Source organism: Paenibacillus sp. FSL P2-0322 (genome assembly GCF_037975315.1).
Taxonomy (GTDB): Bacteria; Bacillota; Bacilli; order Paenibacillales; family Paenibacillaceae; genus Paenibacillus; species Paenibacillus polymyxa_B.
Window position 1 is genome coordinate 3,473,481 of sequence record NZ_CP150243.1, and the last position, 22,336, is coordinate 3,495,816.

Genomic DNA, 22,336 nt, shown 5'->3' on the forward strand with positions numbered 1-22,336 from the left:
CGTAACATGAGTGATTTAACGACTAACACAGCTACAACCGAGGAGAATCAGTTTAGCGAAGTACGAACCAAAGCCAATCTTGCCAAAAAAAGTGCCGGGGTCATGAACCGCCTGACTACAGCACAGAAAAACGAAGCATTGCTTGCTATGGCTGAAGCTCTAGTAAATCATACTGAAGAGCTGATTGCAGCAAACCATAATGACCTGAAACATGGACGGGAACAGGGAACATCCGAGTCGCTGCTCGACCGCCTCAAGCTGACCGAGGACCGAATCGGAGCTATTGCCGAAGGATTACGCCAAATTGTGGCACTGCCTGACCCGGTCGGCGACACCCTTGAGCAAATTGAACGTCCAAACGGTCTGAGAATTGAGAAGATACGTGTGCCGCTGGGTGTCATCGGCATTATATATGAAGCGCGTCCAAATGTAACCGTGGATGCTGCGGGCCTGTGCTTGAAAACAGGCAATCCGGTTGTGCTACGCGGTGGTTCAGCCGCCCTCTTCTCCAACCGCAAGATTATCGAAGTACTCCAGCAGGCACTAGACGCAACAGCTGTGCCACGCGAGGCGCTTCAACTTGTTGAAGATTCAGACCGTGCCTCGGTCAACGAAATGCTCACCTTGAACGGCTTGCTGGATGTAATTATTCCACGCGGCGGGCGTTCACTCATTCAAAATGTTGTTCAGAACGCTACCGTACCTGTCATCGAAACCGGAGCTGGTGTATGCCATACCTTTTTGGACGCTACAGCGGATGCAGCAATGGCCGAAGCGATTACACTGAATGCCAAGGTGCAAAGACCGTCCGTGTGTAACTCGATGGAAACATTGCTCGTACACTCGGATTATGCAAAAGCACACTTAACAGGATTGGCAGAACGCTTTCGTGATGCGGGGGTTGAGCTACGCGGCTGTGCACGCACACGAGAATTGGCCCCTTGGGCTATTCCTGTTACAGAAGAGGATTACGGCACCGAATATAATGATTACATTATGAACATCAAGGTCGTAAACAATTTGGACGAAGTACTGGAGCATATTGCCCGTTACGGTACAATGCATTCTGAGTGTATTGTCACCGAGGACAAAGCCCATGTCGAGCGTTTTCTGCAAGAAGTGGACGCGGCAGCCGTGTATCACAATGCATCCACTCGCTTCACGGATGGCTTCGAGTTTGGGTTTGGTGCCGAGATCGGAATCAGCACACAAAAATTACATGCCCGCGGCCCAATGGGATTGCCTGCCTTGACTTCAACCAAATATCGCGTGTACGGTACTGGACAAATCAGGGAATAATAACATAAATCAATCTGTATCCTTGGAGGTTATGAATCTATGTGTGAATCACAAACAAAAGTTTTAATTAATGAGCAAATTACATTTTTCGGGGCAGGATCAATGGCAGAGGCTATTATTCGCGGAATGACGGCTCGTTCTGTCGTCAAACGTAGTGGTATTACCGTCATCAACCGCAGTAATCAGGCTCGCCTTGAGGAACTTCAAAAGCGATATGGAGTCTTGTTCCAAACCGAGGATGCCGCCAAAACCGAGCTTCTGCGTCGTTCTCCGGTCATTGTGCTTGCCATGAAGCCCAAGGATGCTGCACAAGCACTTGGGCAGCTCGGCCCACTTCTGTCTGATGAGCAGCTGATTATTTCGGTAATCGCAGGATTGTCCATTCGTACGATGCAAACGTTGCTGGGTCGCAAGCAGCCGATCGCACGGACGATGCCCAATACATCCAGCTCGATTGGGCTGGGAGCCACAGGCATTAGCTTTTCCAAGGAAATCAGCGAAAACCAGCGTAAAAACGTGCTTACGATGTTCGAATCTGTAGGTACGGTAACGGTTATAGAAGAAGAGAAAATGGATGTTTTGACCGGGATATCTGGAAGCGGCCCTGCTTATGTCTACTACCTGATGGAAGCCATGATTGCCGGGGGAATCCGTGGTGGCTTGACCCCTGAGCAAGCGCACGAACTAACGGTGCAAACCGCGCTTGGAGCGGCACGCATGGTGCAGCAAACCGGAGAGGAGCCTTCTGCCCTTCGCCACAAAATCATGTCTCCTAATGGCTCTACGGTAGCTGCATTGGAAATGCTGGACAAAGGTGACTTCTACGAAACGGTGATTGCGGCGGTGCAGCGGTGCGCTGAACGATCCCGCGAGATGGGAGCTGTACTCAAGGAGGGAATTGAATGAGCTATTGCTTGGCGACCTACCGGGTATACGATGACAAAGCCGATTTTAACCAAAAGGCCCAATCTATTGCCATCGGCATGACGGTGGGCAGCTGGACTGAGCTCCCGCAAGCCAAACGGGACGCGATGCAAAAGCATCTTGGCTCGGTTCATTCTGTGGATATTCACGATGGAGGTCCCGGTAAACGGTACGCCGACCTGACCATCGCTTACCCGGATGTCAACTTCAGCCGGGATATCCCCGCACTGCTGGTCACAGTCTTCGGCAAAATTTCGATGGACGGCCGAATTAAGCTAACGAAGCTGGGTTTCTCGGAAGCATTCCGCTCTGCTTTTCCGGGACCGAAATTCGGTATCAGTGGCTTGCGCGAGCAGCTTGGCGTGTATGATCGTCCCCTGCTCATGAGCATTTTCAAATCTGTAATTGGCCTCAATTTGGACGAACTTCGTGAACAGTTTACCCGGCAGGCTCTCGGTGGCGTTGATCTGATCAAGGACGACGAGATCTTGTTTGAAAACGCGCTGACGCCGATTGAAAAACGTGTCGAAGCCTGCATCAAAGCCGCCGAAGCGGCTGAGCGTGAAACCGGTAAAAAGCTGCTGTATGCCGCTAATTTAACGGGGCCGACCTCGCAGCTTAAGACGCAAGCTCTCAAGGCCATTGATGCGGGTGCCAACGCGTTACTGTTTAACGTGTTGGCCTACGGTTACGATGTGCTACATGAACTTAGTAGCGATCCTGCCGTCTCGGTGCCGATTGCAGCCCATCCTTCGTTGGCGGGAGCTGCTTATCCATCGCCGCATTATGGTATTTCGGCGTCCGTCCTACTCGGTCAGCTTATGCGGCTGGCTGGCGCTGACCTCGTCCTCTTCCCTTCTCCCTACGGCTCAGTGACGATGCCGCGTGAGGAAAACATGGCGATCCGCGATGAGCTGATCACCCCTGATCTACCGCTGAAGGCCAGTATGCCGGTCCCTTCCGCAGGGATTCACCCGGGCCTCGTGCCGTTAATTGTACGTGACTTTGGTACTGACGTTGTTGTCAACGCTGGGGGCGGGATTCACGGTCATCCGCTGGGTACAGAAGCTGGTGGGCGCGCCTTTGTGCAGGCGATTGAAGCGGTACAGCAAAATGTCCCTCTGGCAGAATACGCCCGTACTCACCCCGAGCTGCAATCTGCGCTCGACACATGGGGAGGTGAACGATGAGCACAGCGAAGAAGCCCGTCATTTTTTGCGATTTTGACGGGACAATTACGAACAGCGACAATATTGTCGCCATTATGAAGCATTTTCAACCTACAGGCTGTGAGCCCATCATGCATCAGATCGTAAATGGGCATACATCCATTCGTGAAGGCGTAGGTGCGATGTTTGCCCTCATGCCTTCGGAGCAAAAGGACGAAATTATCTCATATGTACTTGGACAAGCTGGTATACGCGAGGGCTTTGCACGCTTTTTGGGCTATGTACGAGAGCAGCAGATTCAATTTTTCGTCACCAGTGGCGGCATTGATTTTTTTATTGATCCATTGCTAAAACCCTTCGATATTCCACACGACCACGTCTATTGCAACGGAGCGGATTTTTCCGGGGATCGCATCCAGATTACTTGGCCGCATCCATGTGAGGAACCGTGTACAAATGATTGTGGCATGTGTAAAACGACTGTGATTCGTCAATACCCTTCCGAACAATACGAACGGATTTTGATCGGCGACAGCCTGACCGATTTTGAAGGAGCTAAAATTGCCGATCTTGTGTACTCCCGTTCGCATCTGACTTTAAAGTGTCAAGAGCTTGGCGTACCACATGTACCCTTTGAAACATTTGATGACATTATCGAGGATTTAAAGCAAAAACAGGAGCAAGGGGTGCTGTAAATGAGTTTTAACTTGGCAGACATTTCATTGGAAGAAAAACGCCGCGCACTGGAAGAACTCGCTGATGTCAAAGAACTATTCGCATCTCGCAACTGGTTCCCAGGCACGAGCGGCAATTTGTCGATCCGAATTGGTGACTTTCATCCCGAACAATTTTATTTTGCAGTCACCGCCAGCGGCAAGGATAAAACCAAGCGTACTCCGGAAGATTTTCTATTCGTAGACCAGTACGGAAAAGCGGCAGAAGCGACAAACCTCAAGCCAAGCGCAGAGACGCTTATACATTGTGAAATTTACCGCCTAACAGGCTGCGGAGCCGTTTTTCATGTGCATACCGTGTTTAACAATCTGATTTCCGAATATTACGGTGAGCAAGGCGCTGTACCTATCCAAGGTATTGAGCTGATCAAGGCTTTTAACATTTGGAAAGAAAATGCTGCCATTGATATTCCTGTGCTGCCTAATTACGCGGATATTGCCTCGATTGCCAAGCTCGTACCTGGTGTGCTGAATGATCAGGTGCCTGGAATTTTATTGCGTAACCACGGCATTTATGCGTGGGGCCGTGATGTATTTGAGGCTAAAAAGCATTTGGAGGCGTTTGAATTTTTGTTTGAAACGACCTATCGCTCCCTGCTGCTGAAAACTTTGAAGTAAATAAACTCATAAATATCAAAGATGCGTATCCTTATTTGTAAAAGTGGTCATTGAATATCGAGAACGGAGCCTAAGCGATAGCACAGGAACGTTCTCTTTTTTTATAATAAGGGTATTTCTATTCTACTAGCGACATAAAAGGAAATATGATGAATAAGAATCCTCCTGATATAATTTTGGATATGCTGTAAAAAAACGCCCCCTATTGGGGACGCTCCAGCGTGAATTGCTCTCCTAGCTTCGCATAGTTGTTCCCAGCCAAACGACTTACTGGACGCAACTCCTTAGCAATCACATACGTATTTTGATACGCTTCCTCGGACAAATGATACTGCACTACGCGTCCGATTAACAGATCACAGGCAGGTGTGTCCTCCTGACCTCCCAACGGTATAACCTGTTCCAGAATACATTCCATACGTATTTTCGCTTCTGCCACACTGGGAACTTCGATTTTTGTACTTTTGACCGGGGTAAGGCCTGCCAGTGTAACCTCACTCTCCTGCGGCAACAGACGGGAAGCCGTCACATTCACCGCTCCCACATTGTCCTCGTCTGTGATATGTACGACAAAAGCCTTATGCTCCATCGCATTACGTGCTGTATCTTTGGGTACTCCATCAACACGTTGTACGGATACAGACAGCAGTGGCGGTTCAGAAGCTACGATGGAAAAATAACTGAACGGCGCACCATTCAGCACCCCTTCGCTGCTCAAAGTCGTTACAAAGGCTACCGGCCTTGGGATGATACTTCCGGTCAACAGCTTATAATTTTCACGCCCTGTAAGCGTGTCAGGATTCAACGAAATCATTTTTCTCCCTCATTTCCGATTACAATCGCTATTCGACTGCACATCATCAAGTTTCGCCTGATAAGCAAATGCACCATTAGTTAGCGACATGGATGACATCTCAGGCTTCCCTTTCAGTATCGCGTGAATGATACGAAATGTAAAGTTGGAGCCGGAAGATCTCCCTATTTTTCAATTATATTTCCTCGGCTATCGCGCACAGTAACCGTAATTCCCTCAGGTACAGCAATCGTAACATCAAGCTGCTGCTGAGTCTGCATAAACCGTGTCGGAATTTGACCCAGTAATACATACAAGGTATCGCCGATTTGCTTGGTCTGATATAAATCTTGCCCCTTTATTTCGTCCTCTTTGCCTGTGTATACATAACTCCCGAACACATGCACCTCCGGTGAGGTGGTTGCATCAATTTTGACCGCATAAGGATCTTCTCCCTGTACAATCACCTTGGTCACTCCGGCAGGCAGTTTTTCATGCCAGTCTGGGAGAAGCCTTGTTTCCTGAACCGAACTCATTATTTCTCTGACTTGCGGAGTGATCCCCAATGAACTGACCAAGGCAAATCCGATACAGCAAAAAACCAATACCGCCGTAATAAACATACTGAATAAATCATAACGAATGCGCTCACGCGTCCCTTTCCAAGCAGTATACATTAAAATTTCCAACCCCAGCAAAACAAAAACGACAGGCCACCAGGTCAAAGCCTGGTCCAGTATGCCCGCTCCCCAAAACTTGGAGGCAAACGTTATGCCCCCCAGCAGGACGAGGAAAAGTCCCATTGACAGCCTTCCGACTTTCCACACCCCTGCCGGAGCGTTTGACGCTTTAGAGGAACTATTTTTGTTAGACGATGTACCAAATATACCTGTGGAGCCTCCTCCATCGCCATGAGGATGATGGGCTCCCTTAAAGGGAGCCTCACTCTTTGAAAACTCAGTATCCATTCTATTGCTTCTCCTTTACTCGTTTAGATTTGGAATTCCCGATCATCATCCAAATACCACCGCCAATCAACAATAAGGATACGATAATCGTCCGTAGATACATGTCAACCAAATTATAAATCTCTCCATTCGGAAACAGACGATCCAGAGTAGGAACTAGTACGTTGATTAAGATGTAATAGGCGCCCAGCAATAGCAACCCCAAGCCCACCCAGCGGTGATATTGTGCAAACATACCGATCACAGGCTTGTCGATCAGCGGCTCCCGTCCATAACGGCTTACTTGCTGCAACGCATCAAAAAAGCTGTAAAACCAAACCACCGGAATCAGGAACAAAAAGAGTGAAAGATGTAGCACGTCCAGTACATAGATGCCTCCTAAAAACAGAAGCATAAGCTGGAGTCCACGCTTTTGCAAACCGATATACATATGTCCAGCACCGGGAAATACCGATAAAATGGTAGCCAGCATTTTACTCCGCCGTCCCTCGACTCTTCCATGCTCCAGTTCCTCAAACAAAGTCCGGTCCTGAAGCATTTCTCCCGCTTGTTTGCGATGTACATGCTGCACCGCATCAAACATGCAATACAGCCAAATGATCGGCAGCACGCCCGCAAACGCCAAAAATCCGGATTCGTTTGTAATGCTGGTAATAAAAACGAGGATCGCTCCAAAGCCAAAGAAAGATAGCAGAAAAGACAAACCACGCTGCATCAGCCCCAAATGAAGGTGTCCCAATCCAGGAATGAACGACAGCAAAATCGTAAAAAAGCGTTCATTCTCCGATCCTTTTTGAAAAGCAGGTGATCCTGCCATACCATAGTGTCCTTGTTGATAATGGTTATAGCCCGGACCATATCCCATTCCTGCTCCCGGTGCATCCACATCCGCGTCTGTTGCCCCCTCCGGTACCTCTCCCGTTGAACCTGCATGTCCATAAGGCCCACTTTGCGAGTAATAACCATATGGATTGGGTCCTGCATGTGGGGGATATGGAACAGCAGCTGCACGAGAATCATAACGCAACAAGCTAATAATGATATGCAGCATACTCAGCCCCCAAAAAAGAGCGGCAACAAACATACTGGCCAATAAAGGTAATTCGTCTCTTGAAACCACTGAAAAAAATAATCCTCCCGCCAGACATCCGAAAAACAAAATGGTGTATACAAACGCATTGGCTTTTCTGGTCCAGTAATAGTGACCCACACCGGGAATGATGTTCAATAGAAATGCCAAGAGCTTGCTTCTTTCCGTATAAGGCATCGCTACACTTCCTTTCTATTTATGGGATTTAATAAAGTCCCCATTTGAAGGTTGTTGTTTGAGTTTTTTCATCTCAGCCTTTATCCGATGATTTAGGGCTTTAATTTATCGAGCCAGGTTGTTGTAGCTCGCATGACCTCTTCACTGTAAGAAACGCGTTCTTTTGGAGGAATCGGCTTTCCATCTGTTTGCGGCATCATTTTGTCAAAGGCTCCACTGGACAATAAGATCAACGTTAGGCTTGCGGCGACAACGTAGTGAAACACAGGTTTTTCAAACCAGCGGCGTTTTTTAAACAGAACTTGATTCGGTTCAGCTTCTATCTCGGGAAGAACGGCCATTACCTGATCTGTGAAGCGCTCCGTATCCATCCAGGCAGAATAATCTTTCATAGTTGACTCCAGTTGCTCCAGTGCGACAAGATATAGCATCAGCGCCTGTTCGTCTTCCAGCAGGAGCTTTTCCAGCCGGGCAGACTCCTCTATCGTGCAAGTTCCTGCAATGTAAGCATGCCAGTCATTCGATTTCCCTTCAATCCACGGTTTATCCTGTTGGTCAGTCATTGCCATTCCTCCTCCTTCCAGTGGTTTCGAATCCATAGCCGCGCCCGATAGAGCCTCGACTCTACTGTTTTTAAAGCTACCTGCGTCTCTTCTGCAATTTGGTCGTAGGTTTTGCCCTGCATATAATAGGCTTGAATAATATCCCGATGTTGCTGGGGCAACTGGGCGATTTTTTGCGATAGTTCTTCAATTTGCTCCTCGCGAATGAGACGAGCCAGCACATCCTCATCCCGGGAAGGGAGCTGTACAAGGGATTGTGCGACGTCTATAAGCTCTGCGGGTCGTCTGTCCTGTTTGCGCTTAATATCCAGCGCTTTGTGGAGCGCAATTCGGCTCAACCACGTTTTAAATCCTTCGTTCCGGTACTGGGGGAGAGACTTGTACACCTGAACGAATGCCTCCTGCGCGGCATCTTCTGCTTCCTTGCTGTCATGCAGTACCGAATAGGCGACATGAAATACATGCTTGCTGTACAGCTCTACGATCTCACGGAACGCCTGCCGGTCACCGGACCGTATTCGTTCAATGATTCTCTCTATATCAATGACGCTCTCCCCCTTCCCAATACTATAGACGCCAGGAAATTTCCTTCCCCTGCATATTTCAAAAAAATATTTAAAAAGGACACACCCTCCTGACGGAATGGTGTGTCCTCTATCATTAAAGCCTATTTACTCGCTTTCATTTCGGCTTAGTTCACGCGCACAGGCGATATTCCAGATTGTTCTCATTGCACATTAGCCAATTTGCAGTGACAACCTCGATACATAAGTCTACTGCTTAGCCTAAAAGGCTTAGACCGATATATCAATTGCGTCCGCCACCACGGAATCGCTGGGCGTATTCTTTGGCATCCTGTGCATTACGAACACGGTTTCGGCTCCACTCCAGCAAAATACGGTCTATATACCGGAAATGTACCTTCCCTGCAAATACCGCTTCCTTCAAAGCCAGCAAAATCAGCTCCTCGGGATACCGATCCTGATCCACCCAGCTGGTGATCGTCTCGTATTCCATCGGTGACAATGGTCGCCCGAATTCTTTCTCAAAAATCGTAAACAAATTCCGTTCTTCTGTAAGCGGGGATTCTGCTATTCCATTCAGTAAATCCGGCTTTCCAGCAAACAAAATGTCATCTTCATCGTGCTGCTCGTTACGCTCAGCGATCATACATTCTGCCAACTTACGATACAGCCCCGTCAAATTGTAACGTTCGAATTGTACGGATGAGCTGCGGTCTTCTACGGAATCGATTCTCAAAAATCCTTCTTTCATGAGCTTACTGAAATAGAGTGCGATTTCGTTCGCAGTACATCCGATGCGGGTCTGCAATTGTTCCCATGTCGGAAATTCATTACGTTCCGCTTGTTTAAAGGCAAGCAACTGCATCAGTAGCAGCATTTCACCATCTGTCAGCCGAAGTGTCCGATAATGCTTGAGCAGGGCATAGGGAATCTGGACCATTCCGGCTTCCATAGCAAAGGCTACTCCCTCCGCCCATTCTGCCGCTGATGTCTTGTCGAATGATCCGGTCATCGGTTACGGATACAAACGATACAGCATACGTGGGAACGGAATCGTTTCACGTACATGATCGAGTCCACAAATCCATGCTACTGTACGCTCCAGGCCCAGACCAAAGCCGGAATGCGGAACGGTACCATAGGTGCGTAGATCCATATACCATTGGTAGGCTTCACGAGCCAAGTTATGCTCGTTAAAACGTTCTTCCATCAATGCTGGATCATCAATCCGTTGGGAACCCCCGATAATTTCACCATAGCCTTCAGGAGCGATCATATCGGCACACAGAACAACCTCTGGACGGGTTGGGTCTGGTTTCATATAGAATGCCTTAATGTGAGTTGGCCAATGTGTAATGAACACAGGTTTGTTATATCTTTCAGCAATCGCCGTTTCATGAGGAGCACCAAAGTCTTCGCCCCATGGGATATCGAAACCTTCACCTTGAAGGAAGGCAATCGCCTCATCATACGTAATACGTGGAAATTCGCCTTGAATTTGCTCCAGCTTCGAAACATCGCGTCCGATTGTTTCAAGCTCCTTCGCACAGTTTTTCAGAACAGATTGCACGATATGGCTTACAAACTGCTCCTGAACGCGCAAGGATTCTTCATGATCCACAAAAGCCATCTCAGGCTCGATCATCCAGAACTCAATCAGGTGACGACGTGTTTTGGACTTTTCCGCACGGAAAGTTGGACCAAAGGAATACACTTTGCCCAGCGCCATTGCCGCGGCTTCCATATACAACTGTCCGCTTTGTGTCAAATACGCATCTTCATCAAAATATTTAATGTGGAACAACTCTGTTGTACCTTCTGCAGAGGAAGGAGTCAAAATAGGTGGGTCCACCTTCGTAAAGCCGTTGCCGTTAAAGAATTCCTGTACAGCACGGATAATTTCCGCCCGTACGATCAGAACAGCACGTTGCTTGGCGGAACGCAGCCACAAGTGACGATGATCCATCAGGAAATCTACACCATGCTCTTTGGGTGTAATCGGGTAGTTTTCGGTCAAATGAATAATTTCAATGCCTGTAACCGTTAATTCAAAGCCCGATTGGCTACGCGGTTCTTCACGCACCACTCCAGTAACGTAAAGGGAGCTCTCTTGAGTCAAGGATTTGGCGTCATTCCAAATATCCTCGGACACTTCGCTTTTCACGATAACCCCTTGAATATACCCGCTACCATCGCGCAGTTGCAGGAACTGAATTTTACCACTAGATCGTTTATTGTTTACCCAAGCGCCGATTGTAACCGTTTCCCCTACATGGCGGCCCACTTGGGCAATCGTACTTTTATTCGTCATGACCGTCTCTCTCCTCTTAACCGAAAATCAAACAGCCCTTCCCCCTGGGTCAGGCTGTTTGCTCTCGCTGTTTGGTGCATGCGGAACTCAAACAATAGTCCGCATGCATAAAGTTTACACTTTCGAACCGAACTACTGAACCAAACGGAACGTGTCGCGGGCAATAACCAGTTCTTCGTTCGTTGGAATGATCAGTACTTCTACCTTTGAATTTGCAGTTGTAATCCGACGAGGCTCGCCAGAACGAATAGCATTCAACGATTCATCCAGCTCGATACCGAGGAATGTCAATTGCTCCAACACTCTCTTACGCAGAACGATGGAGTTCTCGCCTACACCTGCTGTAAATGCAATTACGTCTACTCCGTTCATTGCGGCAGCATACGATCCAATGTATTTGCGCAGACGGTATTCATACATTTCGAATGCCAATGTAGAATTAGCTTCGCCTTTTTCCATACCTTCTGTGATTTCACGCATGTCACTGCTGATACCGGAGATAGCTAAAAGTCCACTATGCTTGTTCAACATGGAATTGACTTCATTGACAGTCAATTCTTCTTTGTTCATGACATAAGGTACGATTGCTGGGTCCAAATCACCACTACGAGTACCCATCATAAGACCTTCCAATGGAGTCATACCCATGGAAGTATCAACAGACAAACCGCCTTGAACTGCTGTTACACTACCACCATTACCGATATGACAAGTGATAATCTTCAGGTCTTCCAAAGGACGACCAAGGAATTTGGCGGCTTCCTTACTTACAAAATCATGGGAAGTGCCGTGGGCACCGTAACGACGAACCTTATACTTATTGTACAACACTCTTGGAATGGCGTACATATAAGCTTTTTCAGGCATAGTTTGATGGAACGAGGTATCAAATACCACAACCTGTGGTACATCTGGCATATTCAATTCAGCCGCTTTAATCCCCATCATGGAAGCAGGGTTATGCAGTGGCGCCAGGTCAAACAAGCGACGGATTTCACTCTTCGCTTCAGGCGTTACAACTGCTGACTGTTTGAAGATTTCGCCTCCATGAACCACACGATGGCCCACAGCCTGAATTTCACTAGTACTGGAGATTACACCATGTTCAGCATCTGTGAGTACGTTCAGCACTTTACGGATGGCTGTAGTATGTTCCAAAATCTCGCTAACTTCAGTGTATTCTTCTTTATTGGTTGGCTTATGCGTCAGAATGGAGGAATCCATACCGATGCGCTCTACCAATCCTTTTGCCAGAACGGACTCGTCCGTCATATCATACAATTGGTATTTCAGGGAAGAACTCCCTGCATTGATTACGAGAATTTTCATATCCGGTCACCATCCTTGTCGTACTTAAAGAAGCCTTCGCCCGATTTCACGCCCAGATTACCTGCACGCACCATTTTCTTCAGTACGATGGACGGACGATATTTCAATTCGCCGAATTCACGGAACATACGCTCCAGAGCAGCCAAAACGGAATCCAGACCAAAGCGGTCAGCCATTTCCAAAGGGCCGCTTTGGAAGTTATATCCGATTCGCATAGCGTCATCGATATCATCAGCGGAAGCCACGCCTTCTTGAAGTACATGGGCCGCTTCGTTAATCAGCAGACAGATAATCCGGCTTGTTACGAATCCAGGAGATTCATAAATCATGACTCCTTTTTTCTCCACTATCTCTTCCACGAACATTTTAGTGTTTTCAAATGTATCGTCCGAAGTTTTCAAACCACGAATAATTTCTACAAGATCAATACGGGATACTGGATAAATAAAGTGCATACCAATAACACGCTCAGGATACTTGGTCGAGCTAGCAAGCTCGGTCAGGCTCAGCGTGGATGTATTACTTGCAAGAATAATATTGCTTGGACACACATGGTCTAGCTCTTGGAACACTGCTTTCTTCTCGTCTAGATTCTCTGTAATAGTCTCAATGACCATATCACAGCTGCCGAGCTCCGCTAAATGGATTACTTTTTGAATACGGGATAAGATCAATTTTTTCTCAGCTTGAGTAATTGCCCACTTTTCCAGTTGTTTGTCCAGACTCGTTTCAATCATATTGTAGGCGTAGTCTAGTTTCTCTGGTGTCTGCTCTACCAGCAGCACATCGATTCCTTTGGACGCGAGCATTTCAGAAATCCCCTGTCCCATGGTGCCGCCGCCGATGACGCCGATTTTTTTAAATTGCATGATTCTTTACTCCACCCTTTCCTGGTCACTCTCATATATTGTATCCTTCTTTGTCGAAAAATACATGTTTATGTCCCAATAGATAATAATATCTTAGCACGGACTAAAAGTAAAAAAAAATAACCAGCATAAAAAATTATGCTGGTAATAAAGCATTTTCACTAAATTGACATCTAAATTGGTCTCCAGACAGAGTTTCTTCCTTCATCAGGATGTCAAGTGAGTTGTCGAACACAGGACGATGCTTTTCCAGCAGCTCCAAAGTTCGGGTATGCAGGTCAGCCATAATCTCGCCATTTTCCCGCATGAGTTCTTCTTTGGTTACCATTTCCATGTTAATAATGCCAAGTGAAGTCAAACCGGAAGTCATCATCGTATGAACGATGTTCAGCGCCTGCTCAAAATCATTACTTGAGCCAGTACTGCGACCGCCATAGTACATTTCTTCCGCCGTAGCCCCTGCGAGCGAGATCATAATTTGCTCCTCCAGGAACTGCTTGGTGTATAAATAATGCTCTTGCTGTGGATTGTGGCGCACATAGCCAAGCGCTTTCCCACGTGGGCTAAGTGCTACCTGGCTTACGCTACCGGGACGAACAATTTCGGCCATAATAGCATGTCCTAGTTCATGAATCGCTACACGTTTTTTCTCTTCCAAGGTCGATTCTCGGTCTGTCTTTTCACCCATCATCACTTTGTCAATCGCCATCGACAGATGCTTCTGCGCAATCATTTTCTGATCCTGTCTCATCGCATAGATTGCCGCTTCATTCATCACGCTCTCCAGCTGTGCGCCGGAAAACCCGTAAGATTCCTCAGCAATTTTGTCCAGATTTGCATCTTCCTGAATCGGTTTGTTTTTGGCATGAATTTTTAGAATATGAAGACGGCCCTTCTTGTCAGGCAGATCCACTTGAATATGACGATCAAAACGCCCTGGACGCGTTAAGGCGCTGTCCAGCATTTCTTTACGGTTTGTTGCCGCAATGATCAAAATCCGCGGTGTATCTGCGGAATAAATACCATCCATTTCTGTCAGTAACTGATTCAAAGTCTGATCATATTCTCGTTGCTGTCCACCCTCACGTTTACCACCAATTACATCGATTTCGTCAATAAAAATAATTGCATTTTCCTTCTTTTCCTTGGCTGCACGAGTACGCGCCTCCCGAAACAACTCACGGACACGGCCCGCTCCAACACCAACGTACATTTCAACAAATTCACTACCTGAGGCTGCAACAAATACAGAATTAGTGTAGTGTGCCGCTGCCTTCGCCATCAGCGTTTTTCCTGTTCCCGGAGGACCAGTGAGCAAAACGCCTTTTAATGGACGGATACCAAACTTGGAAATTTCATCATGTCGATTCAAAAAATCCAGGGCCTCGCGCAGTTCCTGCTTAGCGCTTTCTTGCCCACCGATTTCCTCAAAAGTCAGCTTGTCCGGACCATTTTTTTTACGTTTACGCTCTTGCCCAGCACCTACGGCCAAACCGCCACGCGCATGCATGAGCATTAACAAGCCGCTGAACATCACGCCAGCAACCAGAAGAGGGATAATATTTACCCCAATAAAAACGAGAAATATAATGGTTACCGGCACAATGCCGATTAATATTTCCTTGATCCATCTAGGCATTAGGCCATACCCCCATTTGCTGAGATTGACGTGGCAAAACGATAAACTTGGTCGCTTTACCTTCGCTGAGTCGGATATAGACATTGTTCGAATCCATGTCGGTATCAGCTTTGATACCCGTCTTTTTCTTTTTCATCTGCTCAACTGTAGATGAAATTTGAGTATACTTTTTATTTTCCATCGCTTCGGCCACAGGAAACATAGCCTCAGACCACCATTGATTCAGTGCTGAATTGGAACGATCTGCGATATCCAACTTAATGGTGCGGCTGCCAATGATGGATTGTCCTTTTTGCTTAACCACATCGACCAATCTGGCCACATCCGCCTGCGGTTTGAGATCTAGTTTCAATACAACCTGATCCTGTTTAATATCTATTTGAGCGCTTGTCACGCCTGGATATTGAGATACCAGTTTTTCCAGAGGACTTTGCATTGTAACCTGACGGTAAATGAACCATCCCCCAAATAGCAGCAAAGCTGCCAAAACTGCCGCCACAACGATAGGAACTGCACGCAATTTCAAACAACATCCTCCTCTCAAAATGTAAAACCCAGAAGAAACGGGACGAATGTCAACAAACAACCAAATTGCATGATCTTATAGTGATCAGCAATTCTTTTTTCTATCATTTTTGTCTATCACTTATAAAATATAGTATATCATAACGTATATCTAATATCGAAGGCAATGTGTGGAGGAGTTGTGATGAGGCAAAATCTTTGGTTATGGTGGAGGCGAGACGCTGCGTGTAGGATTTGATCTTACGATCGCTGTTGCCACCGGATTTTTTCGATTAGATTCTTATGGGGAAAATCCGGCGGCAAAGGCGAACGCTCCGCTTCTCCAGATTCAATCCTCCACTCCGCTATTGCCCGCCACAAAGATGAATTTGACCTAGGAGAGAAGATGGATAGGTAAAGATGCTTCACTGGCTTTCAGCCAGCTTTACGGCATAGCAAAACTAAAAGACGTAAATACGAATTTTGTCGTATTTACGTCTTTTTCTTGAGCTTTTAATCATTTACTAGTCATTCATTCCACATTTGCCAATCCTCACACCAGCTCAGTTATTGGGCAAAGTATATTTCACACCCGTCGCTACCCCATCTGAGAAACGATAAAAGGTGTAGTAATGATGACTTCCATCATCGTAAAACAACTGCCACACATATTCGCCATTGAACACACTCGGCTGAAGCCTTACAATTTTTGCACCTGGAAGCTGCTGCTGAATTATTGCCGTCATTTTTTGCTCATCGACTCCGTTCTTCAGCAACTCGGTGTGAACACCGCTATTATCTGCGGCAGGTATGTTAGGTTGTCCTTCCACTTTTTGAAAAGGAACCCACACCATTATATTTTCATTCTGTGCATTTTTCCCTTGAACCACCCAATATACCTGATCCCACACAGACTTCCATGTTTGAGTCGTGCTAACCAGACCAGCTGATTGCTTGGCCTTAATGATAGCGGCATTTTTCTCAGCCACCTGGTCTTGAGTAACATAGGAATAATACCAGAAAATGCTGACCAGGATCAGTATCACGGCCAAAATGGCGACCGCTATCCATTTTTTCTTATTTTTCAAACCTGTGCTTCCTCTCTAAGGGGATGTGACACCTAAATTAGCGCGACAGCAGCCCTTCAAAGGCGGCTTGTGCCTCATGTTTGATACGTTCCTCGTCCATAGTCAGGCATTCGCCGTTTTTCACAACCTGGCGACCGTCTACCCACACATGAGCCACGTCCTTGGCGCTTGCAGAGTATACCGCATGGGAAATAAGATCTGTACGGGGCAAGAAATGTGCCTGATTCAGATCCAACGCGATAAAGTCAGCCTTGTTGCCTGCTGCCAACGCTCCTACTTCTTTTAAACCAATCGACTTTGCACCGTATTCTGTTGCCAGACGCAGCGCTTCACTTGCAGGAACTGCCGTAGGGTCACCGGATACACCCTTGTGAATAAGTGCCGCCAGACGCATTTCCTCGAACATATCCAGGTTATTATTGCTGGCAGGACCATCCGTTCCGAGAGAAACAGTAACCCCTGCACGCAGCAATTCAGGCACTCTTGCCACACCACTTGCCAGCTTCAAGTTGCTACCCGGATTGTGCGAAACCGCTACACCACGTTCAGCCAGTAAAGCTATTTCTTCGTCGTTCAAATGAACGCCATGGGCAATAAGCGAAGGACGGGAGAAAAAGCCAAGCTTATCCAAATGTGCAACTGGACGCAAACCGTAGTCGCGTACGTTTTGCTCCACTTCGGCGATCGTCTCAGACATGTGCGTATGCAGTGGCAAGTCCAGATCATGCGCTGCTTGTACGAATTTTTCAATAAACGCAGGTGGACATGTGTATGGCGCGTGCGGAGACATCATCGTTGTAATACGCCCGTCTGCTTTACCATGCCAGTTACGCGCAAAAGTCACGGCCTCAGCCAGCTTGATTCGCTGTTCTTCTTCCGAGCATAGTCCAATTGCTCCACGCATCAGACTTGCACGAATACCTGACTCTTCAGCTACACGAGCCACCTCATCCATATGATCGTACATGTCCAGGAAGGTCGTTGTTCCACCTTTCAGCATTTCCAGCACAGACAAGGACGTACCCCAGTACACGTCCGTAGATGTAAACTTGGCTTCCATAGGCCACATTTTCTCCTGAAGCCATACTTGAAGTGCCAAGTCATCTCCATGCCCACGCAGCAGAGACATCGCCGCATGACCATGAGTATTAATCAGACCAGGTAAAAACAATAGCCCCTTACCATCGATCGCTTCCGTCTCTTCCTCACCCGCAGGCAAAGTTTCGCCAATATAAGTAATACGGCTATCCTCCACAATCATAAAACCATGGACTACCCCAGCTTCTGATCCATTTACGGCAAAAGAGCCGTTTTTAATCATCCATTTATTCACTGTCATATTGTGTTTCTTCCTTTCCGTCCTCCAAATAATAAGCGAGGCTAAGCAAATCAGTTGTAAAGTCTGTGGCATGAATCCGAATGTTGGCCGGTGCCTTGAGAGTAGTCGGTGCAAAGTTCAGGATCGCTCCAATTCCGCTCTCAATAAGCCTGTCAGCCACGTGCTGTGCTTCAAAATCAGGTACGGTAATAATCCCGATTCGAATGTTTTTTTCTTTCACAGTCGCTTCCAGTTCATCCATCGGTTGAACGACCAATGTATTGATCTTGGTCCCTACCTTATCCGGAAACGCATCAAATACTGCGACAATCTTCATATTGTCTTTTAAATAAGCGTTATAATTCGAAAGGGCTTGCCCCAGATTACCCGCACCGACCAATACGACATTAATTTGCTGGTCGATTTTCAGGATATGGCGTATTTTCTCAATTAGATAAGAAACATCATAACCGATACCCTTCCGACCAAAATCTCCAAAATAGGCGAGATCTTTACGGATTTGGGCCGGGTTCAAATCTAGCCTCTGTCCCAACTCTTGAGAAGAGACCGTAGCCACCTCCCGTTTGTGAAGTGCATTCAGATAACGTAAATATACGGGTAACCTCCGTACGACAGCCTCTGAAATTTTATCTGATTTCATACTTGCTCCCCCTAATTGTAACGAACATACTTAGTGTCCGTCCGTTATGCCTCTGTCTCCGGGGCGGATTGGAGCCATTCGGCGATGCGGGGCACCATTTGCTCCGATGGCATATGCTCCATTTTTGGTCCCGGTAACGAGTACAAAAAGTGCTTTCCGTAATAGGATTCGATCACACGCGTATCGTAAACGATAACGACCCCGTGGTCGCTCGCTGTACGTACTAACCGACCAAATCCCTGTTTGAAGCGAATGACCGCTTGTGGTACAGACAGCTTCATAAATGGATTCTTCTTCTGCTGCTGAAGCAGCTCGCTTTTTGCCTCCAGCAACGGGTGATTCGGCGGTTGAAACGGCAAGCGAACAATGGCCAGGCAAGTCAGAGCCTTTCCTGGAATATCGACGCCTTCCCAGAAGCTGCTGGTTCCCAGCAATACAGAAGCTTTGGCTTCCTGAAAACGGCGGGTTAGCTTGCTGCGACTCCCACTGTCCACACCTTGTCCCAGCACAGTAATTTCGCTGGATGCTAAGGCCTCTTTGAGCGGCTCATACACTTGCCGGAGCATCCGATAGGAAGTAAACAGAACGAGCATTCTCCCCCGCGTCGCCTGAGCAGTCGCTCCTAGAGAGCTAACGAGCATATCTACAAAGTGTGCATCTCCTACACTGCCCTTCACGCTTGGGAAATCCCGTGGAATGACCAGCAACACCTGATCCCTGTAATTAAAGGGTGACGGGAGCTGCGAAGTCATCAGCCGCTCTTGATCTGCGGCCTCCTGCAAGCCGAGCTGATCGATCATGTACTGAAACGACTTATCTACCGATAAGGTAGCAGACGTCAGAATAATGCTTCTTTTTTTGTCAAAAAACATTTCTTTCAACTGGCGGCTCACATCGACGGGCACCGCATAAAATTGCAATGATTTACTACGGAATTGCCCACTCGCTTCGAGCCAGTATACGGTTGTTTCATCATCGAGTCGGATAAAAAAGCGCAAATTTTCTCGGATTCCCGCCAAATCCTTGAGCAGACCCGTGATATCTGTAATAAGGCTATCTGCCGCATAATCGTCATGTTCTTCCTTGACGTCCAGCATCAGCTTGTCGCCCTTGCGCAAAATTTCGCTCATCGTTACATATAGCTGATTTTCCAAAGCACCCGCCTGATCCCACTTTGCAGGCTTGGCCGAAGGTTTGAGACGGGAAGAAAACTGTCCTGTTTCACCCGGTGTCGCATCGCTTCGCTCTGGCAACATGCCAAACAGCTTGTCGCTTAGCAGGTCCCAAGTTTCCTTAACCTCTAACACGAGCGGATACATCTGGTCGATGGTTGAAGCCCAATCCGCCGACTTCTCGTGCCCCGATTTTGCCAACTGTTGACGAAGTGAAGGCAGTTGTCCATTCTTGCTGTCTTTGAACAGTCGCGTCAGTGTATGCACGAGTGTGAAATATTTCATATGCATACCTAGGTGCTTACCAGCTACTTCCTCCAGGTGATGGGCTTCATCAATCACCAGATGTTCATAGCTCGGCAACAACTGGTGACTGGCTTTGACGTCTGTGAACAACTTAGAGTGATTCGTAATAACGACATCCGCTATCCCTGCTTCATGGCGTGCACGATGATAATAACATTTGCGGAACCATGGACAAGAACGACCAAGACAGGACTCTGAATCACTCGCCACCGTTTCCCAGAAATCCCCTCCACGGTTGCTCAGATTCAGTTCTTCATCATCACCGGTTTCTGTTAGCGTCAACCAGACGATCATCTGAGCCGCTGTAATTAAGTCTTCCTTCGGTGTCGCGAAGTCTCTTCTGTTTATTTTATGTTCAAACTTACGCAGACACAAATAATGTCCCCGACCCTTGAAAATAGCAGCCCGGAACGGAAACGGAATCACCTTGGTCAGCATAGGAATGTCGCGCTCGCGTAATTGCTCCTGCAGGTTGATCGTATGTGTACTTACCATAACGCGCTGTCCTTTTTTTACACTGTGATACAGCGATGGGAGCAAATAACCGAGAGACTTTCCTGTTCCTGTACCTGCTTCGATCAGCAGATGCTTGTCTTCACTCAGTGCCTGATTTACACCCTCAATCATCTGTATCTGCGCCTCGCGCTCCTCATATTGGCTCAAGGATGAACGCAAATTGTCCCGCACATCATCCATGTACTCCTCAAAGGAAACACCTGAAAGTGGATTCGGGTCATCTTCTCTACGCGGTGCAGCTAGCTCCGTCCAATCTTCCACTTTTAGCGCAAGCTGACGAAAAAACTGATGTCCCTCCAAATCCTGAATAGGATCAAGCTCTTTCTCTTCACGCACCCCATCAAGAAACCATCCAAGGTCACTGTCTTCCTCTGCAAACAAATCACTAAGCCGCTGTATCGTTATCAGAGGTAATGCTTGAAGCTCACCCAGACACTTTAAAAACACCTCAGCCGTAGCCAACGCGTCGCTGTCTGCTTGGTGAGGGCGATCATGCGCCAGCCCGAACTCAGAAGACACAAACCCCAACTGATACGAAGATAGCGATGGAAACATAATTTTCAGAAAATCCATTGTATCCAAGATTCTTCCGCTAAACGGTAAATATCCGCACCGATCCAGAGCGTTTTGCAAAAAATTAAAATCAAACGCCACATTATGACCGACCAGCACAACATCGTCCAGCATAGGCACGAGCTCCATCATCATTTCTTCAAGTGCAGGAGCATCCTTGACGTCATCGTCTGTAATTCCGGTCAATCCAGTGATAAAAGGTGGAATAGATCTGCCAGGGTTCACATAAGAGCCGTAAACACGGGAAATGCTGTTATCATGATCTATAATTGCAAGTCCGACTTGAATGATGTCATCCGCGGACTGGGTGCCTGTCGTTTCAAAATCCAATACCGCAAATTTCATTCGGGCTTAATCCTTTCTTATGACACTTACAAAAATAATAACTCTATATATTAGCATAGCAGAAGATCGCCTGTTTGGAAATTAAGACAGCCAAAAAAGACGATGCACACGCCGCCTGAGGAGGTGGGCATGCATCGTCTTACTCGGTGTCTGACAACTACATCCAGGTCATCATGGAGCTGTCGTATCGAAGCATTTCGGTACCGGACAAACAGGCTTCCATATTGTGCAGCGGCTCGGGTAACGCAGGATCGAACTGATGTGCGAGAGCAAAACATTTTTGCGCCTCCTCTACGTCAGCCTGCTTTGCCAACAGACAGCCTAGCGCATTATAGATGACCGCCTTTAGTCCTGCCTGCTCAGTCAGGTCCAGCACCTTCTGAAAATGGCATACAGCCTCTGCTGGATCATCTAGTTGAAAATAGGCCATTCCCATATACATGCGACTCTGCCAGCTGTTCGGAAAATGCTGTAGTACCTGCTCAAATTGTTGGATCGCCTCAGGGTACATAAGTAATCGATAATACCCTTGCCCCCGATTAAAAGCTGGCAGCTCTTTTTCAGGCAGCTCAGTGTCAGACATATCGGTCTCTGCGGAAAATCCGGCCGCACGCAAGCAAACCATTTTTTCCTCAAAGGCCAGCCACTCATCCATAATTCCGTCACTCATTCTCCGCAGCAGACTCCAGTGCTGTAGCAGCTCCTGCCTGCGGGAGCCCTGGGCTGATGGGTAATGCTTCACGATATCATCTAACATGCTGTTCATTTCTGCGAATACATGCTGGAACATGTGCATCCCGCCCTTATGAAAGATGGATTAATACACTCACATTTTTCGCTTAAAAG

Annotated in this window: 21 protein-coding genes; 5 read left to right on the forward strand and 16 right to left on the reverse strand. The window is 47.3% G+C overall.

Annotation, left to right across the window (positions count from 1 at the left end; genetic code table 11):
• The first annotated feature begins 6 nt into the window (after positions 1–6).
• Genes MKY24_RS15130 through MKY24_RS15150 form a run of 5 tightly spaced genes read left to right on the forward strand, consistent with a single transcriptional unit; the run spans position 7 to position 4,744 of the window.
• Positions 7–1,299: a glutamate-5-semialdehyde dehydrogenase gene (locus MKY24_RS15130; protein ID WP_023989118.1), complete on the forward strand. Its 1,293-nt coding sequence runs from the start codon at positions 7–9 to the stop codon at positions 1,297–1,299.
• 39 nt (positions 1,300–1,338) lie between these two features.
• Complete coding sequence (gene proC / locus MKY24_RS15135) at positions 1,339–2,205, forward strand: pyrroline-5-carboxylate reductase (RefSeq protein ID WP_076159285.1); 867 nt, start codon at positions 1,339–1,341, stop codon at positions 2,203–2,205.
• Positions 2,202–3,413: a 2,3-diketo-5-methylthiopentyl-1-phosphate enolase gene (locus tag MKY24_RS15140; protein WP_076159288.1), complete on the forward strand. Its 1,212-nt coding sequence runs from the start codon at positions 2,202–2,204 to the stop codon at positions 3,411–3,413. The genes proC and MKY24_RS15140 overlap by 4 nt, the downstream gene beginning before the upstream one ends.
• Entirely contained in the window at positions 3,410–4,087 is a 678-nt protein-coding gene (locus MKY24_RS15145; RefSeq protein WP_028540658.1) for a 2-hydroxy-3-keto-5-methylthiopentenyl-1-phosphate phosphatase, read from the forward strand. The genes MKY24_RS15140 and MKY24_RS15145 overlap by 4 nt, the downstream gene beginning before the upstream one ends.
• Entirely contained in the window at positions 4,088–4,744 is a 657-nt protein-coding gene (locus MKY24_RS15150) for a methylthioribulose 1-phosphate dehydratase (protein ID WP_023989122.1), read from the forward strand.
• A gap of 202 nt (positions 4,745–4,946) precedes the next feature.
• Here MKY24_RS15150 and MKY24_RS15155 read toward each other — a convergent pair whose 3' ends face one another.
• The 16 genes from MKY24_RS15155 to MKY24_RS15230 form a co-directional block, all read right to left on the reverse strand.
• A complete protein-coding gene (locus tag MKY24_RS15155) occupies positions 4,947–5,558 on the reverse strand; it encodes a flavin reductase family protein (protein WP_076159291.1) in 612 nt (203 codons plus the stop codon).
• A 164-nt stretch (positions 5,559–5,722) separates the two neighbouring features.
• Positions 5,723–6,505: a hypothetical protein gene (locus tag MKY24_RS15160; RefSeq protein WP_028540655.1), complete on the reverse strand. Its 783-nt coding sequence runs from the start codon at positions 6,503–6,505 to the stop codon at positions 5,723–5,725.
• A gap of 1 nt (position 6,506) precedes the next feature.
• On the reverse strand, positions 6,507–7,772 hold the full coding sequence (locus tag MKY24_RS15165; protein WP_076159294.1) for a multi-tm2 domain protein: 1,266 nt from the start codon (positions 7,770–7,772) through the stop codon (positions 6,507–6,509).
• A 92-nt stretch (positions 7,773–7,864) separates the two neighbouring features.
• Positions 7,865–8,335, reverse strand: a complete 471-nt coding sequence (locus tag MKY24_RS15170; protein WP_023989126.1) for a hypothetical protein — start codon at positions 8,333–8,335, stop codon at positions 7,865–7,867.
• Positions 8,332–9,006 (reverse strand): RNA polymerase sigma factor, encoded by a 675-nt coding sequence (locus tag MKY24_RS15175; protein ID WP_305954142.1) that lies wholly within the window; start codon positions 9,004–9,006, stop codon positions 8,332–8,334. Before MKY24_RS15175 ends, MKY24_RS15170 begins: the two co-directional genes overlap by 4 nt.
• Positions 9,007–9,142: 136 nt before the next feature.
• Positions 9,143–9,871, reverse strand: a complete 729-nt coding sequence (locus MKY24_RS15180) for a DnaD domain-containing protein (protein WP_069079758.1) — start codon at positions 9,869–9,871, stop codon at positions 9,143–9,145.
• A 3-nt stretch (positions 9,872–9,874) separates the two neighbouring features.
• Positions 9,875–11,170: an asparagine--tRNA ligase gene (gene asnS / locus MKY24_RS15185; RefSeq protein ID WP_013310674.1), complete on the reverse strand. Its 1,296-nt coding sequence runs from the start codon at positions 11,168–11,170 to the stop codon at positions 9,875–9,877.
• Between the two features lie 132 nt (positions 11,171–11,302).
• Positions 11,303–12,499, reverse strand: a complete 1,197-nt coding sequence (locus tag MKY24_RS15190; RefSeq protein WP_023989129.1) for an acetate kinase — start codon at positions 12,497–12,499, stop codon at positions 11,303–11,305.
• Positions 12,496–13,368 (reverse strand): 3-hydroxyacyl-CoA dehydrogenase NAD-binding domain-containing protein, encoded by an 873-nt coding sequence (locus MKY24_RS15195; protein WP_023989130.1) that lies wholly within the window; start codon positions 13,366–13,368, stop codon positions 12,496–12,498. Before MKY24_RS15195 ends, MKY24_RS15190 begins: the two co-directional genes overlap by 4 nt.
• A 136-nt stretch (positions 13,369–13,504) precedes the next feature.
• A complete protein-coding gene (locus MKY24_RS15200; RefSeq protein ID WP_069079759.1) occupies positions 13,505–15,007 on the reverse strand; it encodes an AAA family ATPase in 1,503 nt (500 codons plus the stop codon).
• On the reverse strand, positions 15,000–15,533 hold the full coding sequence (locus MKY24_RS15205) for a hypothetical protein (RefSeq protein WP_023989132.1): 534 nt from the start codon (positions 15,531–15,533) through the stop codon (positions 15,000–15,002). Before MKY24_RS15205 ends, MKY24_RS15200 begins: the two co-directional genes overlap by 8 nt.
• Positions 15,534–16,074: 541 nt before the next feature.
• Positions 16,075–16,599 carry a DUF5590 domain-containing protein gene (locus MKY24_RS15210; protein WP_053325661.1) on the reverse strand — a complete coding sequence of 175 codons (525 nt, stop codon included), beginning with the start codon at positions 16,597–16,599 and terminating at the stop codon, positions 16,075–16,077.
• Between the two features lie 37 nt (positions 16,600–16,636).
• Positions 16,637–17,938, reverse strand: a complete 1,302-nt coding sequence (locus MKY24_RS15215) for an amidohydrolase (protein ID WP_053325662.1) — start codon at positions 17,936–17,938, stop codon at positions 16,637–16,639.
• A complete protein-coding gene (locus MKY24_RS15220) occupies positions 17,925–18,578 on the reverse strand; it encodes a redox-sensing transcriptional repressor Rex (RefSeq protein ID WP_013310684.1) in 654 nt (217 codons plus the stop codon). Before MKY24_RS15220 ends, MKY24_RS15215 begins: the two co-directional genes overlap by 14 nt.
• Before the next feature lie 44 nt (positions 18,579–18,622).
• Positions 18,623–21,490 (reverse strand): ATP-dependent DNA helicase DinG, encoded by a 2,868-nt coding sequence (gene dinG, locus MKY24_RS15225; RefSeq protein WP_053325663.1) that lies wholly within the window; start codon positions 21,488–21,490, stop codon positions 18,623–18,625.
• A 157-nt stretch (positions 21,491–21,647) separates the two neighbouring features.
• Positions 21,648–22,280, reverse strand: coding sequence for a tetratricopeptide repeat protein (locus MKY24_RS15230; RefSeq protein ID WP_023989137.1), 633 nt, complete (start codon positions 22,278–22,280; stop codon positions 21,648–21,650).
• Between the last annotated feature and the right edge of the window lie 56 nt (positions 22,281–22,336).

Bases quoted from the DNA above. Each gene is read 5' to 3' on its own strand.
- MKY24_RS15130 (WP_023989118.1), top strand. From the start codon at position 7: ATGAGTGATTTAACGACTAACACAGCTACAACCGAGGAGAATCAGTTT.
- proC (WP_076159285.1), top strand. From the start codon at position 1,339: ATGTGTGAATCACAAACAAAAGTTTTAATTAATGAGCAAATTACATTT.
- MKY24_RS15140 (WP_076159288.1), top strand. From the start codon at position 2,202: ATGAGCTATTGCTTGGCGACCTACCGGGTATACGATGACAAAGCCGAT.
- MKY24_RS15145 (WP_028540658.1), top strand. From the start codon at position 3,410: ATGAGCACAGCGAAGAAGCCCGTCATTTTTTGCGATTTTGACGGGACA.
- MKY24_RS15150 (WP_023989122.1), top strand. From the start codon at position 4,088: ATGAGTTTTAACTTGGCAGACATTTCATTGGAAGAAAAACGCCGCGCA.
- MKY24_RS15155 (WP_076159291.1), bottom strand. From the start codon at position 5,558: ATGATTTCGTTGAATCCTGACACGCTTACAGGGCGTGAAAATTATAAG.
- MKY24_RS15160 (WP_028540655.1), bottom strand. From the start codon at position 6,505: ATGGATACTGAGTTTTCAAAGAGTGAGGCTCCCTTTAAGGGAGCCCAT.
- MKY24_RS15165 (WP_076159294.1), bottom strand. From the start codon at position 7,772: ATGCCTTATACGGAAAGAAGCAAGCTCTTGGCATTTCTATTGAACATC.
- MKY24_RS15170 (WP_023989126.1), bottom strand. From the start codon at position 8,335: ATGACTGACCAACAGGATAAACCGTGGATTGAAGGGAAATCGAATGAC.
- MKY24_RS15180 (WP_069079758.1), bottom strand. From the start codon at position 9,871: ATGACCGGATCATTCGACAAGACATCAGCGGCAGAATGGGCGGAGGGA.
- asnS (WP_013310674.1), bottom strand. From the start codon at position 11,170: ATGACGAATAAAAGTACGATTGCCCAAGTGGGCCGCCATGTAGGGGAA.
- MKY24_RS15190 (WP_023989129.1), bottom strand. From the start codon at position 12,499: ATGAAAATTCTCGTAATCAATGCAGGGAGTTCTTCCCTGAAATACCAA.
- MKY24_RS15195 (WP_023989130.1), bottom strand. From the start codon at position 13,368: ATGCAATTTAAAAAAATCGGCGTCATCGGCGGCGGCACCATGGGACAG.
- MKY24_RS15200 (WP_069079759.1), bottom strand. From the start codon at position 15,007: ATGCCTAGATGGATCAAGGAAATATTAATCGGCATTGTGCCGGTAACC.
- MKY24_RS15215 (WP_053325662.1), bottom strand. From the start codon at position 17,938: ATGACAGTGAATAAATGGATGATTAAAAACGGCTCTTTTGCCGTAAAT.
- MKY24_RS15220 (WP_013310684.1), bottom strand. From the start codon at position 18,578: ATGAAATCAGATAAAATTTCAGAGGCTGTCGTACGGAGGTTACCCGTA.
- dinG (WP_053325663.1), bottom strand. From the start codon at position 21,490: ATGAAATTTGCGGTATTGGATTTTGAAACGACAGGCACCCAGTCCGCG.
- MKY24_RS15230 (WP_023989137.1), bottom strand. From the start codon at position 22,280: ATGTTCCAGCATGTATTCGCAGAAATGAACAGCATGTTAGATGATATC.